This is a genomic window from Kitasatospora sp. NPDC001175 (assembly GCF_053598215.1).
Genome location: NZ_JBSFJU010000005.1, coordinates 61,642 through 78,001 on the forward strand (window position 1 = coordinate 61,642; position 16,360 = coordinate 78,001).

12 protein-coding genes are annotated in these 16,360 nt (G+C 71.5%); 11 read left to right on the plus strand and 1 reads right to left on the minus strand.

Going from position 1 to position 16,360, the window contains the following annotated elements; translation table 11 throughout:
* Positions 1-9 precede the first annotated feature (9 nt).
* The 9 genes from mrdA (at position 10) to obgE (ending at position 13,428) form a co-directional block, all read left to right on the plus strand.
* Positions 10-2,238 (plus strand): penicillin-binding protein 2, encoded by a 2,229-nt coding sequence (mrdA, locus tag ACWDAK_RS05635; RefSeq protein ID WP_344638450.1) that lies wholly within the window; start codon positions 10-12, stop codon positions 2,236-2,238.
* Positions 2,235-3,434, plus strand: coding sequence for a rod shape-determining protein RodA (gene rodA / locus ACWDAK_RS05640; protein WP_344638451.1), 1,200 nt, complete (start codon positions 2,235-2,237; stop codon positions 3,432-3,434). Before mrdA ends, rodA begins: the two co-directional genes overlap by 4 nt.
* Before the next feature lie 62 nt (positions 3,435-3,496).
* On the plus strand, positions 3,497-5,425 hold the full coding sequence (locus ACWDAK_RS05645) for a TIGR03960 family B12-binding radical SAM protein (protein ID WP_344638452.1): 1,929 nt from the start codon (positions 3,497-3,499) through the stop codon (positions 5,423-5,425).
* A 90-nt stretch (positions 5,426-5,515) separates the two neighbouring features.
* The gene (locus tag ACWDAK_RS05650; RefSeq protein ID WP_427392883.1) at positions 5,516-6,160 is read left to right on the plus strand and encodes a hypothetical protein; all 645 of its coding nucleotides are present in this window, start codon (positions 5,516-5,518) and stop codon (positions 6,158-6,160) included.
* 149 nt (positions 6,161-6,309) lie between these two features.
* Complete coding sequence (locus ACWDAK_RS05655; RefSeq protein ID WP_427392884.1) at positions 6,310-7,074, plus strand: TIGR03936 family radical SAM-associated protein; 765 nt, start codon at positions 6,310-6,312, stop codon at positions 7,072-7,074.
* Positions 7,075-7,554: 480 nt separating this feature from the next.
* Positions 7,555-11,028: an Rne/Rng family ribonuclease gene (locus tag ACWDAK_RS05660; protein ID WP_427392885.1), complete on the plus strand. Its 3,474-nt coding sequence runs from the start codon at positions 7,555-7,557 to the stop codon at positions 11,026-11,028.
* Positions 11,029-11,252: 224 nt separating this feature from the next.
* Positions 11,253-11,570 carry a 50S ribosomal protein L21 gene (gene rplU / locus ACWDAK_RS05665; protein WP_344638456.1) on the plus strand — a complete coding sequence of 106 codons (318 nt, stop codon included), beginning with the start codon at positions 11,253-11,255 and terminating at the stop codon, positions 11,568-11,570.
* A gap of 12 nt (positions 11,571-11,582) precedes the next feature.
* Complete coding sequence (rpmA, locus tag ACWDAK_RS05670; protein WP_280697157.1) at positions 11,583-11,840, plus strand: 50S ribosomal protein L27; 258 nt, start codon at positions 11,583-11,585, stop codon at positions 11,838-11,840.
* Positions 11,841-11,952: 112 nt separating this feature from the next.
* Positions 11,953-13,428 carry a GTPase ObgE gene (gene obgE / locus ACWDAK_RS05675; protein WP_344638457.1) on the plus strand — a complete coding sequence of 492 codons (1,476 nt, stop codon included), beginning with the start codon at positions 11,953-11,955 and terminating at the stop codon, positions 13,426-13,428.
* Between the two features lie 74 nt (positions 13,429-13,502).
* On the opposite strand, the gene ACWDAK_RS05680 is transcribed toward obgE, so the two are convergent.
* Positions 13,503-14,240, minus strand: coding sequence for a hypothetical protein (locus ACWDAK_RS05680; protein WP_344638458.1), 738 nt, complete (start codon positions 14,238-14,240; stop codon positions 13,503-13,505).
* Positions 14,241-14,550: 310 nt separating this feature from the next.
* Here ACWDAK_RS05680 and proB point away from each other — a divergent pair, with 310 nt between their 5' ends.
* Together proB and ACWDAK_RS05690 are read left to right on the plus strand one after the other, a co-directional pair.
* The gene (gene proB / locus ACWDAK_RS05685; protein WP_427392886.1) at positions 14,551-15,687 is read left to right on the plus strand and encodes a glutamate 5-kinase; all 1,137 of its coding nucleotides are present in this window, start codon (positions 14,551-14,553) and stop codon (positions 15,685-15,687) included.
* Positions 15,688-15,766: 79 nt separating this feature from the next.
* Positions 15,767-16,288 (plus strand): hypothetical protein, encoded by a 522-nt coding sequence (locus tag ACWDAK_RS05690; RefSeq protein WP_425557741.1) that lies wholly within the window; start codon positions 15,767-15,769, stop codon positions 16,286-16,288.
* The last annotated feature ends 72 nt before the right edge of the window (positions 16,289-16,360 follow it).

A 16,360-nucleotide genomic window follows, 5' to 3' on the forward strand; every position in this document is an offset into this window, starting at 1 on the left:
GGACCACACATGAGTAACATTCCGGAGACCGGCCGCACCCGGCGGGTGACGATCCGACTGGTCGTCCTGCAGATCCTGGTGCTCTCCCTGCTCGCCACCCTCGGCGGCCGGCTGTGGTACCTGCAGGTCCGCAACGGCAGCGAGTACGCGGCCAAGGCCCAGGGCAACCACATCCGCGAGGTGGTCGAACCCGCCGTGCGCGGTGAGATCCTGGACGCCTCGGGGCGGATCCTCGCGGGGAACGAGACCAAGCTGGTCGTCTCGGTCAGCCGCACCGCCCTGCTCCAGCAGAAGGACCACGGCAAGGCCGCCCTCACCAAGCTCGCCGAGGTGCTCGGCATGCCGGTCAAGGACGTCGAGAACAAGGTCAGGCTCTGCGACGCCAAGACCCCGCAGCCTTGCTGGAACGGCTCGCCGTACCAGCCGATCCCGGTGACCCAGCAGGCCACCACCCAGCAGGCGATGCAGATAATGGAGCGCCGCGAGGACTTCCCCGGCATCACCGCCCAGTCCACCGCGCTGCGCCGCTACACCGGCGTCGAGGGCGCCAACGCCGCCCAGGTCCTCGGCTACCTCTCCCCGGTGACTGACGACGAGGTCGCCAAGAGCGCCGGCAAGTCCGGCCGGGACCGCCGGCAGCCCTCCGACCAGGTCGGCCGGGCCGGTCTGGAGTCGGTCTACGACGACGACCTGCGCGGCACCACCGGCGTCGACCGGCTGGAGGTCGACAACCTCGGCCGGGTGATCGGCAGCGCCGGGCGCACCCCGGCCAAGCCCGGCGACAACCTGGTCACCAGCATCGACGCCCGGGTGCAGAAGGTGGTCGAGGACAACCTCGCGCAGGCCATGTCCGACGCCCGCAAGACCTACGACAAGGAGACCCAGAAGAACTTCGAGGCGGACTCCGGTGCCGCCCTGGTGATGGACGTGCACACCGGCCGGATCGTCGCGATGGCCAGTGCTCCGACCTTCGACCCCAACCTCTGGGTCGGCGGCATCTCGGCGAAGGACTACCAGAGCCTGACCGGCAAGGACTCCAACTACCCGCTGCTCAACCGGGCCATCCAGGGCCAGTCCGCCCCGGGCTCCACCTTCAAGGTCATCTCCACCACGGCGGCCGTCCAGGCCGGCTACTCGCTCGACGGCCACTACCCGTGCCCGAAGAGCATGACCATCGGCGGCCGCGAGTTCAAGAACTTCGAGAGCGAGAGCTTCGGTGACATCTCGCTGGAGAAGGCCCTGGAGGTCTCCTGCGACACCGTCTTCTACGGCCTGGCCTACGACCAGTGGATGAAGGACGGCGGCATCAAGCCCAAGAAGGACCCGGCCGACTGGTTCTTCAAGACGGCCCACCAGTTCGGCCTCGGCGCCAAGACCGGCATCGACCTGCCCGGCGAGGTGACCGGACGGGTGCCGGACCGGCAGTGGAAGCAGTCCTTCTACGACGCCAACAAGGACGCCTGGTGCGCCCAGGCGGCCAAGGGCGGCCACGACTACACCGACCAGATCGCCCGTGAGAACTGCGTCGACGGCAACGTGATGCGCGCCGGTGACTCGGTCAACTTCGCCATCGGCCAGGGCGACACCCTGGTCACCCCGCTGCAGATGGCCCGGATCTACGCCGCTCTCGCCAACGGCGGCACGCTCTACCGGCCGACCATAGGAAAGGCCATCGTCAGCCCGGACGGCACGCCGGTGCGCGAGATCGCCCCGCACGTCGACGGCAAGCTGCCCGACGACGGCAAGCTGCTCAGCTACATCGACCAGGCCACCGCGGGCGTCATCACCGGTGGTACCGCGGCCTGGAAGTTCGTCGGTTCGGGCTGGCCGCAGGACAAGATCGAGCTGCACGCCAAGACCGGAACCGCCGAGGTCGCCGGCAAGCAGACCACCTCCTGGCTGGCCACGTACAGCAAGGACTACGCGGTCGTGATGACGATAAGCCAGGGTGGTACCGGCTCCGGTGGTTCCGGTGACGCGGTACGACGGATCTACCAGGCGCTGTACGGCGTGGACGACAAGGGCGGCATCGACAACTCCAAGGCGCTGCTGCCCAAGCCGCAGACCGACCTGCCCAAGTTCAACCCGGACGGCACCGCCATCATCCAGCAGGCCGGCTACCCGGCCGGGTCCGCCTTCCTGGACCCGGCCCAGCCGGCCGGCGCCCAGGCCTCCCCGGCCACCGTGCTGCCGGCCGCGCTGGAACCCACCCGCTCCACCGGAAGGGGCCGGGCATGACCTCGTACGGCTCGTACCGCCCCGTCCGGCTGGCGCCGGAGCGCGGCACACTGGCCCGGGTGCTGGCCAAGGACTCCCCGCTGCGCAGGCTGGACTGGATACTGACGCTGTCCGCTCTGACGCTCTCGCTGGGCAGTTCGCTGCTGGTCTGGTCGGCCACCCGTGGCCGCGACTCGCTCACCCACGGCGACCCGCAGTACTTCCTCTACCGGCACCTGACCAACCTGCTGATCGGCCTGGTGCTGTGCGGCGCGGTGATCACGATAGGGAGCCGCCGGGTCCGTACCGCGGTCCCCGTCGTCTACGCCGTGGTGCTGCTGATGCTGGGGGCGGTGCTGAGCCCGCTCGGCTCCACCATCAACGGCGCGCACTCCTGGATCCAGTTCGGCGGCGGCTTCTCCATCCAGCCCGCCGAGTTCGCCAAGCTGGCCATCGTGCTCAGCATGGCGCTCCTGCTGTCCGCCCAGGTGGACGCGGGTGAGCGGGAGATCCCCTCGCACCTCAGCGTGATCCAGGCGCTCGGGCTGGCGGGGATCCCGATCGGCCTGGTGCTGCTGATGCCGGACGTCGGCTCGGTGATGGTGATGTGCGTGATCATCCTGGGCATCCTGCTGGCCTCCGGCGCGCCCAACCGCTGGGTGTTCGGCCTGCTGGTCGCCGGCACGGCGGGATCGATCGCGGTCTGGCAGCTCGGCATCCTCAGCAAGTACCAGATCGACCGCTTCGCCGCCTTCGCCAACCCCGCCCTCGACCCGTCAGGTGTCGGCTACAACACCGCCCAGGCCAGGATCGCCATCGGCTCCGGCGGGCTGACCGGCATGGGCCTGTTCCACGGCACCCAGACCATAGGGCAGTTCGTCCCCGAGCAGCAGACCGACTTCGTCTTCTCGGTCGCGGGTGAGGAACTCGGCTTCGTCGGCGGCATCGCGCTGATCGGGCTGCTCGGTGTGGTGCTCTGGCGGGCCTGCAAGATCGCCCGGCAGGCCACCAACCTGTTCGACACGGTGGTCTGCGCCGGGGTGATCAGCTGGCTCGCCTTCCAGGCGTTCGAGAACATCGGCATGAACCTCGGCATCATGCCGGTCGCGGGCATCCCGCTGCCGTTCGTCTCGTACGGCGGATCCTCGATGTTCGCGGTCTGGATCGGCATCGGACTGCTCCAGTGCGTCCGCACCCAGCGCCCGATAGGGATCTGAGCCGCCCGGCCGGTTCGGCTACTCTTGATGGTCAGCTTGTTTTCTCGGTAAAGGTCCTGTGCATGACTGTCGAGTCGGTCTTCCCCCAGTTGGAGGCCCTCCTCCCGCACGTCCAGAAGCCGATCCAGTACGTCGGTGGCGAGCTCAACTCGACCGTCAAGGACTGGGACGCCTGTGACGTCCGCTGGGCGCTGATGTACCCCGACGCCTACGAGGTCGGGCTGCCCAACCAGGGCGTCATGATCCTTTACGAGGTGCTCAACGAGCGCGAGGGCGTGCTGGCCGAGCGCACCTACAGCGTCTGGCCCGACCTCGAAGCGCTGATGCGCGAGCACGGTGTCCCGCAGTTCACCGTGGACGCCCACCGCCCGGTGCGCGCCTTCGACGTCCTGGGCCTGTCCTTCTCCACCGAGCTCGGCTACACCAACATGCTGACCGCGCTCGACCTCGCGGGCATCCCGCTGGAGTCCAAGGACCGGACGATGGACGACCCGATCGTCCTCGCGGGTGGCCACGCGGCCTTCAACCCCGAGCCGATCGCGGACTTCATCGACTGCGCGGTGATCGGTGACGGCGAGCAGGCCGTGCTCGACATCACCGAGATCATCCGGGCCTGGAAGGCCGAGGGTCGGCCGGGCGGCCGGGACGAGCTGCTGCTTCGCCTGGCCAGGACCGGTGGCGTCTACGTCCCGCGCTTCTACGACGTGGAGTACCTGGCCGACGGCCGGATCGGCCGCGTGGTGCCGAACGCCCCGGGTGTCCCATGGCGGGTCTCCAAGCACACCGTCATGGACCTGGACGAGTGGCCCTACCCCAAGCAGCCGCTGGTCCCGCTCGCCGAGACGGTGCACGAGCGGATGTCCGTCGAGATCTTCCGGGGCTGCACCCGCGGGTGCCGCTTCTGCCAGGCCGGCATGATCACGCGCCCCGTGCGGGAGCGAAGCATCACCGGCATCGGCGAGATGGTCGAGCGCGGACTGAAGGCCACCGGCTTCGAGGAGGTCGGCCTGCTGTCGCTCTCCTCCGCCGACCACACCGAGATCGGCGACATCGCCAAGGGCCTGGCCGACCGCTACACCGAGGACAAGGTCGGCCTCTCCCTCCCCTCCACCCGAGTCGACGCCTTCAACATCGACCTCGCCAACGAGCTGACCCGCAACGGCCGCCGCTCCGGCCTCACCTTCGCCCCCGAGGGTGGTTCCGAGCGCATCCGCAAGGTGATCAACAAGATGGTGTCGGAGGAGGACCTGATCCGCACCGTCGCCACCGCTTACGGCAACGGCTGGCGCCAGGTGAAGCTGTACTTCATGTGCGGCCTGCCCACCGAGACCGACGAGGACGTGCTCCAGATCGGCACCATGGCGAAGAACGTCATCGCCAAGGGCCGCGAGGTCACCGGGCAGAACGACATCCGCTGCACGGTGTCGATCGGCGGTTTCGTACCCAAGCCGCACACCCCGTTCCAGTGGGCCCCGCAGCTGAGCGCCGAGGCCACCGACGCCCGCCTGGCCAAGCTGCGCGACTCCATCCGCGGCGACCGCAAGTACGGCAAGAACATCGGCTTCCGCTACCACGACGGCAAGCCCGGCATCATCGAGGGCCTGCTCTCCCGCGGTGACCGCCGGGTCGGCGCGGTGATCCGCGCGGTGTACGACGACGGCGGCCGCTTCGACGGCTGGCGCGAGCACTTCTCCTACGACCGCTGGATGACCTGCGCGGAGAAGGCCCTCGCCGACACCGGTGTCGACGTCGACTGGTACACCACCCGCGAGCGCACCTACGAGGAGGTGCTGCCCTGGGACCACCTCGACAGCGGCCTCGACAAGGACTGGCTGTGGGAGGACTGGCAGGACGCCCTCGAGGAGGTCGAGGTCGAGGACTGCCGCTGGACGCCGTGCTTCGACTGCGGTGTCTGCCCGCAGATGGACACCCACATCCAGATCGGCCCGACGGGCAAGAAGCTGCTGCCGCTGACCGTGGTCAACAAGTAGCCCGACTTTCTCGGATCCCCGACCGGACGCCTCCGGTCGGGGATCCGTCGTGGTCAGCATCGACTGGCCGATGAGATACCGGGGGGAGAGATGACCGAGCAGCAGCCTGCGGGGTGTCTGACCGGGATCGCGCGGGCGGTCGCGCTGGTGGTCGTGGTGCCACTGCGGCTCGTCTGGGAAGTCCTCTGCGCGGTGGGGCGGTTCCTCAAGGCCGTGCTGTACGCGGTGTTCGTCTGGCCGCCTCTGATGCTGGGCCGGTACGTACTCGCACCGCTCGTGCGTTGGCTGCTCGTCCTGCCCGCGAGGTGGCTGTGGCGGTGCGTCCTCGCGCCCGTCGGGCGGTGGCTGGGGGAGTGGGTCCTGGTCCCGTTGCTGCGGGGGTTCGCCTGGCTGGTCGAGCACCTCGTCGTGGTGCCGCTGAAGGCGCTGTGGCGGTATGTGCTGGCGCCGGTCGGCCGGGCGGTGGTACTGCTGCTGGGGTACGTCGGGCAGGCGGTGGCGTGGCTGCTGCGGTGCCTGGTGGCGATCCCGGTGACCTGGGTGTGGCGGGTACTGCTGTTCCCGGTGCTGCGGGAGTTGGGCCGGGCGGTGGTCTGGGCCTGGCGCGTGGTCGCGCGGTTCTGGCGGTTCCTGGTGGTGCGGCCGTGCCGCTGGGTGCGGCGCGAGGTGTGGTGGCCGGTGAAGGCGGAGGTGCGGCGGGTGCTGCGGGAGATCCGGCGGGCCCTGCTGGGGTGATTGCTCCGTGCGGAGGAGAGTGGGCGTGTCGCGGGCGCGTACCCTTGTCCTGACAGAGTCCGGCCAGTTGTTGCCGGATCGGGAAACTGACTAAGGACTGAGCGACCCTGGCACGCCGCACGCCCGACGGTCCGCCGCCCGCGCCGACGGTGCAGCGCATCCGTCTCCGCTACACCAAGCGCGGCCGTCTGCGCTTCACCAGCCACCGCGACTTCCAGCGCGCTTTCGAGCGGGCACTGCGCCGCTCGACGGTTCCGATGGCGTACTCGGCGGGCTTCACGCCGCACCCGAAGGTCTCCTACGCGAACGCCGCTCCGACCGGGGTGGCCAGTGAGGCCGAGTACCTGGAGATCGGCCTGGCCGCGGCGCGCGACCCGGAGGCGCTGCGCGCGCAGCTGGACGAGTCGCTGCCGACCGGTCTGGACATCGTCGACGCCGTCGAGGTCCGTACGCCGAACTTCGTCGAACGGCTGGAAGCCTCCGAGTGGCAGATCAGACTCGCTGGCGTCAGCGAGGAGCAGGCGGCCGGTGCGGTCGAGGTCTTCCTGGCCGCGGAGCGGGTCGAGGTGCAGCGGCTCACCAAGAACGGAGTCCGGATCTTCGACGCGCGCAGTGCGGTCGCCGGGATGGAGGTCCTCCCGTCGCAGGTCGACGACGGTAACGACACCGCCACGGAACGCACCGGCGATGTTCGTACGGGCGGTCCCTGTGCGATACTGCGGCTGGTAGTACGACACGCCACACCCGCCGTACGACCCGACGACGTTTTGTCCGGTCTCCGTGCGACGGCCGACCTGGCGCCGCCGGTCCCCGCTGAGGTGACCAGGCTGGCGCAGGGGCCGCTCGACGAGGAGACCGGCACGGTGACCGACCCGCTGGCGCTCGACCGCGCGGCGGCCCCGGCCGGCCTGTAGCGGCTGCCGGGCCGCGCACACTTGCCGACCGCCGAGCGGGAGGGGAACGGGCTCGAAAGGGCCGTGTCTCCCCTGGCCCCCGCGGCTCCCCAGGGGAGCGAGCGCCGTCGCACGCAGGCCAGCTCCTTGCGGCCTGCCGACTCCGATGTCGGCGGGCCCGAGGGTCCGCCCTCCTTGCACGCCATCGGGCTGGGGGCACGCCCCCAGCCTCCGGCCCGGGGGACCCCACCCAGCCCGCCAGGCTGGGGGAGCGGGGATCCGGCTGGGCTAGGGACAACCTGAGAAGACTGGTCAGACCAGAAGACTTTCGACACCCCGCACCATGCGGGGCGCCGAGCGAGACTACGAGCCCCTGTGCGGCTCCGTGTCCGCACGGCGACACCGTGGGAGTCGGCCCGCCATTGCCGCGGCCGACCGGAAGAGCGGTGCCGCGCCGTGCCCGGATGCGGAGCCCGGGGGCCTGACGGGAGATCCACCCGCATGCTCGATAACACCGAACCGCAGCAGCCTGCCGCATCGGGCAGTTCCGAGGCAGACGGCTCCGCCGCGCCCGTGCGCCGCCGTCGCCGGGCGGTGTCCCGCCCGGCCGGTGCGCCGGCCGGAGCGGCCGCCGATTCCGCCGAGACCGTGCTGCCAGCCGAGAGCCACACCGAGGCCCCCGCGCCCGTTGAGGGTCCGGCAGCCGAGCCGGTGGCGGAGAAGCCGGTACGGGCCCGCCGTACCCGTAAGCGCGTCGAGGCGCCGGCCGGTGCGCCCGAGGCCGCCGAGGTCATCGTGACCGCGCCCGAGGCCGCCGAGGCGCCGGCGCCCGTTGAGGGTCCGGCCGCCGAGCCGGTGGCGGAGAAGCCGGTGCGCGCCCGCCGTACCCGCAAGCGTGTCGAGTCGCCGGCCGGTGCGCCGGTTGCCGCCGGGCCGGTTGCCGCGGAGACCGTGCTGCCCGTCGAGGCCCCGGCCGCCGAGCCGGTGGCCGAGCCGGCCGCGCCCGCCGCCGAGGAGGCCCCCGCCGCCGCGCCCGCCCGCCGTCGTCGCCGCCGGGTCGTCGAGCCCGCACCGGCCACCGTCGAGCCGGTCGCCGAGGAGGCACCGGAGGCGGCCGAGACCGAGGAGCAGCCCGAGGAGGAGGCCGAGGAGGCCCTTGCCGCCGAGGCCGTGCAGCCCGCGCCGGTGGTGGAGGAGCCGCCCGCGCCCCGGGTTCGCCGCCGTGCCGTGCGCCCGTCCACCGCGATCTTCCAGGCTCCGGTCTTCCAGGAGCCGGCCCCGTACGTCGCCGCGGCCCCCGCCAAGGCACCGGCCCCGGTGCAGCCGGCGGCTCCGGTCGCTCCGGCGGCCGAGGAGGAGGACGAGTACGAGTACAGCGGTGTCGGCCGCCGCCGCCGGGTGCGTACGGCCGTCCGGGTGAGCACTCCGGTCAGGCCCAAGCCGGCCGCCGTCGAGGAGCCGGCCGAGGAGGCGCCCACTGCTGCCGCCGCTGTCGCTCCCGAGGCCGAGGCCGAGGGTGAGTGGGAGGAGGACCGTCCGTCCCGTCGCCGTCGCCGGGGTGGCCGTCGCCGCCGCCGTGGCGAGGCCGAGGAGTTCGAGGCCGAGCAGACGCCGGCCGAGGCCGAGCAGGCAGCCGAGGAGGAGCCGGGCGCCGAGGCCGAGGAGGAAGAAGAGGACGAGCTGGCCGCCGGCCTGAGCTCCTCCCGCCGTCGCCGCCGTCGTCGCCGCCGCACCGGTGAGGCGGGTGTCGAGGCCGGTGCCGAGACCACCGAGGACGGCGTCCGTACCGTGGTCAAGGTGCGCGAGCCGCGCCGCCGTTCCACCGAGCCGTCCTTCGACCCGGACGAGGTGCAGTCCATCAAGGGCTCCACCCGCCTGGAGGCCAAGAAGCAGCGCCGCCGCGAGGGCCGCGAGCTGGGCCGCCGCCGGGTGCCGATCATCACCGAGGCCGAGTTCCTGGCCCGCCGCGAGTCGGTCGAGCGCGTCATGGTGGTGCGCCAGAACGGCCAGCGGACCCAGATCGGCGTCCTCGAGGACGGTGTGCTGGTCGAGCACTACGTCAACAAGGAGCAGGCCACCTCCTACGTCGGCAACGTGTACCTGGGCAAGGTCCAGAACGTGCTGCCGTCGATGGAGGCCGCCTTCGTCGACATCGGCAAGGGCCGCAACGCGGTGCTCTACGCCGGTGAGGTCAACTTCGGTTCGCTGGGCGGCCACGGCGGCCCGCGCCGGATCGAGTCGGTGCTGAAGTCCGGACAGTCCGTGCTGGTGCAGGTCTCCAAGGACCCGATCGGCCACAAGGGCGCCCGGCTGACCAGCCAGATCTCGCTGCCCGGCCGCTACCTCGTCTACGTGCCCGAGGGCTCGATGACCGGTATCAGCCGCAAGCTGCCGGAGAACGAGCGCGCCCGTCTGAAGCAGATCCTCAAGAAGATCGTCCCGGACGACGCCGGCGTCATCGTGCGCACTGCCGCCGAGGGCGCCAGCGAGGACGAGCTGACCCGCGACGTGCAGCGGCTGCAGGCGCAGTGGGAGGAGATCCAGAAGAAGGCAGCCTCCGGCAATGCCCCGGCGCTGCTCTACGGTGAGCCGGACATGACCGTCCGGGTCGTCCGCGACATCTTCAACGAGGACTTCACCAAGGTCATCGTCAGCGGCAACGACGCCTGGAACACCATCCACGAGTACGTCTCCCACGTGGCCCCGGACCTCACCGAGCGGCTGCAGCGGTGGACCTCGGACGTGGACGTCTTCGCCACGTACCGGATCGACGAGCAGCTGATGAAGGCGCTGGACCGGAAGGTCTGGCTGCCGAGCGGCGGTTCGCTGGTGATCGACCGGACCGAGGCGATGGTCGTCATCGACGTCAACACCGGCAAGTTCGTCGGCCAGGGCGGCAACCTCGAGGAGACCGTCACCCGCAACAACATCGAGGCGGCCGAGGAGATCGTCCGCCAGCTGCGGCTGCGCGACCTCGGCGGCATCATCGTGATCGACTTCATCGACATGGTGCTGGAGTCCAACCGGGACCTGGTGCTGCGCCGTCTGCTGGAGTGCCTGGGACGGGACCGGACCAAGCACCAGGTGGCCGAGGTCACCTCGCTGGGCCTGGTGCAGATGACCCGCAAGCGGGTCGGCCAGGGCCTGCTGGAGTCCTTCTCCGAGCCGTGCGTGCACTGCAACGGCCGTGGCGTGATCGTCCACATGGACCAGCCGCACGTCCACGCCGGCGGTGGTCCGACCGTGGTGGCCGGCGAGGCCGCCCCGGGTGGCGGCAAGCGCCGTCGCCGGGGCAAGGGCGGCGCCGGGCTGGAGGAGCTGCAGGCCGAGGTCCAGGTGGCCGAGGCCGCCCCGGCCGTCGAGGCGGTCGAGCAGCCGGTCGCGGTGGAGGCCGCCGAGCAGCCGGAGATCGCCGCTCCGGCGCCGGCCGAGGTCGCCGAGGCGCCGGCCGAGCAGCCGGCCCCGGTCGAGGCTCCTGCTGCCGCGGCCGTCGTTCCTGCCGCCCGTCCGCGCCGCCGTGCGGTGCGCAAGGCCACGGCGCCGGCCGGCGCCCCGGGCGAGGCGGAGATCGTGGTGCTGCAGGCTCGTGCCGAGGCCGCGGTCGAGGCCGCCCTGGCCGCAGCGGAGGCGGTGACCGCGGTAGAGGCCGCTCCGGCTCCTGAGGTCGCGGAGGCCGCTGAGGCCGTCACCGAGGCCGTCGGGGCCCCGGCCGTCGTCGAGGCCGTGGTTGAGGCCGCTCCCGCGGCCGAGGCAGCCCCGGCAGAGGCCGAGGCCGAGGCACCTGCGCCCAAGAAGCGGACCGTCCGCAAGACGGCTGCGAAGAAGACCACGGCCAAGAAGGCCGTGGCGAAGAAGACCGCCGCCAAGAGCACGGCAGCGGCCAAGAAGACCACCGCCCGCAAGACCGCGACCAAGCGGACTAGCGCGGCGGCCAAGAAGGCGGCAGCCGCTGAGAGTGATGGCGCGGCTGAGTGAGCCCACCGCCCGAGGGTGAGCCCAGGCTCACCCTCGGGCACCGTACGGGGTCCGGTTTGCCCCTGTGGCTGCCGTTCCGTATTCTTGACCATCGGCGTGTCTACGCCATGCTCCCGAGCACATCACCTCCCGGTTCCTCGCGAGAGGCCGGGGGAGGCCCCTGTGTCCGTACCCAGGCGGCTGGCATCGAGAGTTCCGCACCGAGTAAGGAAAGCAGGTACCGCATGTACGCGATCGTTCGCGCCGGCGGCCGCCAGCACAAGGTCGCCGTCGGCGACGTGCTGGAAATTGACCGTGTTGACGCCAAGCCGGGTGACTCGGTGGAGCTCTCGACCATCCTGGTCGTCGACGGCGAGGCCGTCACCTCCGACCCGTGGGTGCTGGCCGGTGTCAAGGCTCACGCCGAGGTCGTCGACCAGACCAAGGGTGAGAAGCTCGTCATCCTGCGCTACAAGAACAAGACCGGCTACCGCCGTCGTCAGGGTCACCGCCAGAAGTTCACCGCGGTGCGCATCACGAGCATCGACTCCGTCAGCAAGTAAGGGGACAGCTAGATGGCACACAAGAAGGGCGCAAGCTCTACCCGTAACGGCCGTGACTCGAACGCCCAGCGCCTCGGCGTGAAGCGCTTCGGCGGCCAGGTCGTCAGCGCCGGCGAGATCATCGTCCGCCAGCGTGGCACCCACTTCCACCCGGGTGCGGGCGTCGGCCGTGGTGGCGACGACACCCTGTTCGCGCTGACCGACGGCGCCGTTCAGTTCGGCAACCGTCGTGGCCGCCGCGTCGTGAACATCGTGGCCGTCGAGGCCTGAGTTCGCTGACGTAGCGTCAGGATCTCCGTGAGGGGTGGACCGGGTGACCCGGTCCACCCCTCATGCTTTACCGCAGTTCCACATTTCTTTTCTTCGCTCTGGAGGCATACCGATGACCACCTTCGTGGACCGCGTCGAGCTGTACGTCGCCGCGGGTAACGGGGGCCATGGCTGTGCCTCCGTGCACCGGGAGAAGTTCAAGCCGCTCGGTGGACCCGACGGCGGCAACGGCGGCGAGGGCGGCAGCGTCATCCTCACCGTCGACGCCAACATCACCACGCTGCTCGAGTACCACCACTCGCCCAAGCGCAAGGCCACCAACGGCAAGCCGGGTGCGGGCGGCCACCGCACCGGTGCCAACGGCGAGGACCTGATCCTGCCGGTTCCGGACGGCACCGTGGTGCTCGACAAGCAGGGCAACGTGCTCGCCGACCTGGTCGGCCACGGCACCAGCTTCGTCGCCGCGGCCGGCGGCCGCGGCGGCCTGGGCAACGCGGCGCTGGCCTCCGCCCGCCGCAAGGCCCCGGGCTTCGCGCTGCTCGGCGAGCCCGGTGAGGCCCGCGACATCGTGATGGAGCTCAAGTCCGTCGCCGACGTCGCACTGGTCGGCTACCCGAGCGCCGGCAAGTCCTCGCTGATCTCGGTGCTCTCCGCCGCCAAGCCGAAGATCGCGGACTACCCCTTCACCACCCTGATCCCCAACCTCGGCGTGGTCACCGCCGGCGACGTTGTCTACACCGTCGCCGACGTCCCCGGGCTGATCCCGGGGGCCAGCCAGGGCCGGGGCCTGGGCCTGGAGTTCCTGCGCCACGTCGAGCGCTGCTCGGTGCTGGTGCACGTGCTGGACTGCGCCACGCTGGAGCCGGGCCGCGACCCGCTCTCCGACCTGGAGACCATCGAGGCCGAGCTGGCCGAGTACGGCGGTCTGGACGACCGTCCGCGCCTGGTCGCGCTCAACAAGGTGGACGTCCCGGACGGCCAGGACATCGCCGACCTCACCCGGGCTTCGCTGGAGGAGCGCGGCTACCGCGTCTTCGAGGTCTCCGCCGCCTCCCGCAAGGGCCTGCGCGAGCTGAGCTTCGCCATGGCGCAGATCGTCGCCGAGGCCCGGGCCGCCAAGCCGGTCCAGGAGGCCACCCGGATCGTGCTGCGGCCCAAGGCCGTGGACGACGCCGGCTTCACCATCACCGAGGAGGACGGCGCCTACCGCATCCGCGGCGTCAAGCCCGAGCGCTGGGTCCGCCAGACCGACTTCAACAACGACGAGGCCGTCGGCTACCTCGCCGACCGGCTCGCCCGCCTCGGTGTCGAGGAGGAGCTGTGGAAGATCGGCGCCCACGAGGGTGACACCGTCATCATCGGCCCCGAGGAGAACGCCGTGGTGTTCGACTGGGAGCCGACCATGGCTGCCGGCGCCGAGATGCTCGGCCGCCGCGGCGAGGACCACCGCCTCGAGAGCCAGCGCCCGGCCGTCGAGCGCCGCCGGGAGCGGCAGAAGGGCCGCGACGCGGCCGAGGAGGAGTACCTGGCCTTCGAGGCGCTCTCCAGCGGCCGCCAGGCCATCGAGGGCGACGACGAGGACCACTGAGTCCTGCGCAGACCACTGCGGCCCCTGCTTCCCGTCCGGGAGGCAGGGGCCGCGGTGTCGTTGCCGAGCGGACGTCACTTCGTCCAGGCGGCCTGGAGCTTGAGCAGGTCGACCATCTCGGTGTAGCCGACCATGGCGGGCGTCTTGCCGGTGGTGGAGATGATCGTGCAGCCCTTGACCTCGGTGCCCTTCGAGAAGCCGTGGAAGCTGGCGCCGGTGCACTTCGGCAGCGGCTTGTCGGCGCTCAGCACCGGTTCGCTGCTGTGGCCCGTGCTGTCGAAGACGACGAACTCCGAGTCCGGGGCGGTGAAGGAGAGGCTGGCGTCCCCGACGTTCTTCATGGTGTAGCTGACGTACATCGGGGTGCGGCCTGTCAGGCCGGCGGTGTTGAGCCCGGCGGAGGTCAGGTCCTGGATCGAACCGACCTCCACCCCGGTGACGGTGATCTGGAGCTTGGTGGAGACCTTCGCGAACTTGTCGGCGAAGTCGACGGTGACCGGCTGGCCGTACTTCACCGTGGTGGCGGCATGCGGAAGGCCGCCGGGACCACCGTTCGCCGCACCGCCGGAGGCCCCGCCTGATGCGGCCCCACCCGACGCGGTTCCGGCCGCGCTGCCGGCGGCGCCTCCGGCTGCTCCGCCGGTCGCTCCGCCGGAGGTGGAGGGTGCCCCCCTACCGCCGGCGGCCCCGCCCGTCGAGCCGGCGCTCGCGCCCCCGGTCCCGTTCGGGTCGTTCGGATCGCAGGCCGACAGCGAGAGTGCGGTTGCCGCGGCCAGGCCGGCTACGGCGAGCTTCATGGTGTGCGAACGCATTGGTGCGCTTACTCCTGGGCGTGCGCCCGCTTACCGTTGCCGGCCTGCCCGTGCGGGACCGCCCGAGACGAAACGGTCTTGAGACATGCGGGTACAGCGGGCAAGAAGCCGTCCCCCGATCTGGCTTTCGGTCAGGGACCATATCAGTCGGTCGGGTTGGACCCCGAGCGAATGCGCAGGCGCCGGGGCGGCAGCCGTCCACCGGGTGAAATGCCGTGCGGGGGCGGGGCGCGAATCGCGTAGATTGCGAGGAACCGCCGGGCCCGGGCCCGTCGTATCCGCACCACACCAGCGAAGGGCACCAGCTCGAATGAGTGAGCAGACGCTTCGGGAGGAGGTGCTGACCGCACGGCGGATCGTGGTCAAGGTCGGCTCCTCCTCACTCACCACCGCCGCCGGCGGTCTGGACGCCGACCGGGTCGACGCCCTCGTGGACGCGCTCGCCAAGGTGCGCAGCCGCCCGGGCGCCCCCGAGGTGGTCCTGGTCTCCTCCGGTGCCATCGCGGCCGGCCTCGCCCCGCTCGGTCTGGAGAAGCGGCCCAAGGACCTGGCCCGCCAGCAGGCCGCCGCCAGCGTCGGCCAGGGCCTGCTGGTGGCCCGCTACACCGCCTCCTTCGCCCGGTACGGCGTGCGCGTCGGCCAGGTGCTGCTGACCGCCGAGGACGCCAGCCGGCGCGCCCACTACCGCAACGCGTACCGGACCCTGGACCAGCTGCTGGCGATGGGCGCGATGCCGATCGTCAACGAGAACGACACCGTGGCCACCGCCGAGATCAAGTTCGGTGACAACGACCGGCTGGCCGCGCTGGTGGCCCACCTGGTCCGGGCCGACCTGCTGATCCTGCTCTCCGACGTGGACGGTCTCTACGACGGCGACCCCAGCAAGCCCGGCAGCAGCCGGATCGCCGAGGTGCGCGGCCCGCACGACCTGGACGGGGTCGAGATCGGCAGCGCGGGCAAGGCCGGAGTGGGCACCGGCGGCATGGTCACCAAGGTGGAGGCCGCCCGGATCGCCACCGGCGCGGGCATCCCGGTGGTGCTCACCGCCGCCAGCCAGGCCGCCGACGCGCTGGCCGGGCGGCCCACCGGCACCCTCTTCCTGCGCACCGGGAGCCGCTCCGCCGACCGGCTGCTCTGGCTGGAGCACGCCAGCACCCCGCGGGGCACCCTGCACCTGGACGCGGGGGCGGTCGAGGCCGTGGTCTCGGGCGGCAAATCGCTGCTGCCCGCCGGGGTCACCCGGGTGGACGGGGACTTCACCGCCGGTGATCCGGTGGACCTTCTTGGCGAAAACGGCCACATCGTCGCCCGAGGGCTGGTCAACTTTGATGCGAGGGAGTTGCCCCGACTGCTCGGCCGGTCCACCCGAGAGCTGGCCCAGGAGCTCGGCGCCGCCTACGAGCGCGAGGTCATCCACCGCGACGACCTGGTCATCCTGCGCGGCTGACCGCCTGCGGGGACCTGCCGGCGGCCGCTCCCGCCAGGGGGGAGGGCCGGGCGCGGTCGGCGCGGCCGGGCCGGACACGATGCCGAACAGGAGGCCGCCGGTGGCACGCAGGCGCGGAGCGCTGCCCGAGGAGTCGCCCCAGCGCAGGCTGACCAGCATCGCGGGCGGGCGGGTCGAAGGCGGCTCGGTCGACGAACGGTCCGACAGCGCAAGGAACTTGGGTTGCAGACCGAATGGCGCCGAGGGCCCCGAGGTGGACCAGGCCCGGCTCTGGCACGTGGTGCTCAGCGTGGCCGGGCAGGTCACGCCGCTCGCCGAGCTGCGCGCGGCGCTGGAACGGCTGGCGCACGACCACTCCTTCTTCCTGACGGCGCGCTATGCCGCGGACCACGCCGAGATCCGCTACTGGGAGCAGGCGCGCGACCTGCACGACGCCGCGGCGATCGCGCTGCGGCTGTGGGGCGAGCACAAGGCGTCGGCGAACTTACCGCCGTGGGAGATCGTGGGCCTAGAGGTGGTGGACCGGCCGACGTACCACAAACGGGTGGCGGAGGGCTTCGGGGATCCGCCACCGCAGCTGGGCGGGGTGCATCCGTACTGACGCGGGCGCCTTCCGGGGGCCCCTGAAAGCGCGAGGCGGCCGGCCGGGTATTCGGCGGCGGGGGCGACCGCT

Excerpts from the sequence above, each read along its gene's own strand:
- ACWDAK_RS05650 (WP_427392883.1), top strand. The coding sequence starts at position 5,516 with ATGACCGAGCAGCAGCCTGCGGGGTGTCTGACCGGGATCGCGCGGGCG.
- obgE (WP_344638457.1), top strand. The coding sequence starts at position 11,953 with ATGACCACCTTCGTGGACCGCGTCGAGCTGTACGTCGCCGCGGGTAAC.
- mrdA (WP_344638450.1), top strand. The coding sequence starts at position 10 with ATGAGTAACATTCCGGAGACCGGCCGCACCCGGCGGGTGACGATCCGA.
- ACWDAK_RS05680 (WP_344638458.1), bottom strand. The coding sequence starts at position 14,240 with ATGCGTTCGCACACCATGAAGCTCGCCGTAGCCGGCCTGGCCGCGGCA.
- ACWDAK_RS05690 (WP_425557741.1), top strand. The coding sequence starts at position 15,767 with ATGCCGAACAGGAGGCCGCCGGTGGCACGCAGGCGCGGAGCGCTGCCC.
- rplU (WP_344638456.1), top strand. The coding sequence starts at position 11,253 with ATGTACGCGATCGTTCGCGCCGGCGGCCGCCAGCACAAGGTCGCCGTC.
- rodA (WP_344638451.1), top strand. The coding sequence starts at position 2,235 with ATGACCTCGTACGGCTCGTACCGCCCCGTCCGGCTGGCGCCGGAGCGC.
- rpmA (WP_280697157.1), top strand. The coding sequence starts at position 11,583 with ATGGCACACAAGAAGGGCGCAAGCTCTACCCGTAACGGCCGTGACTCG.
- ACWDAK_RS05645 (WP_344638452.1), top strand. The coding sequence starts at position 3,497 with ATGACTGTCGAGTCGGTCTTCCCCCAGTTGGAGGCCCTCCTCCCGCAC.
- proB (WP_427392886.1), top strand. The coding sequence starts at position 14,551 with ATGAGTGAGCAGACGCTTCGGGAGGAGGTGCTGACCGCACGGCGGATC.
- ACWDAK_RS05660 (WP_427392885.1), top strand. The coding sequence starts at position 7,555 with ATGCTCGATAACACCGAACCGCAGCAGCCTGCCGCATCGGGCAGTTCC.